General features: G+C 70.5%; 1 protein-coding gene. It reads right to left on the reverse strand.

The annotated features are described in order from the left end of the window. Positions 1-145: 145 nt before the first annotated feature. On the reverse strand, positions 146-283 hold the full coding sequence (locus ACFW2E_RS34400; RefSeq protein ID WP_384472126.1) for a hypothetical protein: 138 nt from the start codon (positions 281-283) through the stop codon (positions 146-148). Between the last annotated feature and the right edge of the window lie 53 nt (positions 284-336).

Below are 336 nucleotides of genomic sequence, written 5' to 3' on the forward strand. Positions count from 1 at the left end.
TGTACGCTTTGTGGGTGGGGCCGGCGGGGGGGCCGGGGTGTATTCGGGGGGCGGGCGCGGGGGGTGCTGTCGTGTTGGGCCCCCACCACGGGCGCGGTTCCGGATCACCGGGGCCGTTCGCCCGGCGGTTTCCGGCCGGCCGGACTCAGCTGACCGCCGGGTACTGCGCCTGCGCCTGGATCTCGGGGATAACGGGGCTGGTGGAGCTGCCGTCGTCCTCGGCGTCCGCGGCCAGCTCGGCCAGCTGCTCGACGTCGATCTTGGACTGTTCTTCGGAACCCATGTGTCACACATACACCGGTGCGGAAATACCCAGCTCAGACCGCGTCAATCGCC

Source organism: Streptomyces sp. NPDC058964, assembly GCF_042741275.1.
GTDB lineage: Bacteria > Actinomycetota > Actinomycetes > Streptomycetales > Streptomycetaceae > Streptomyces.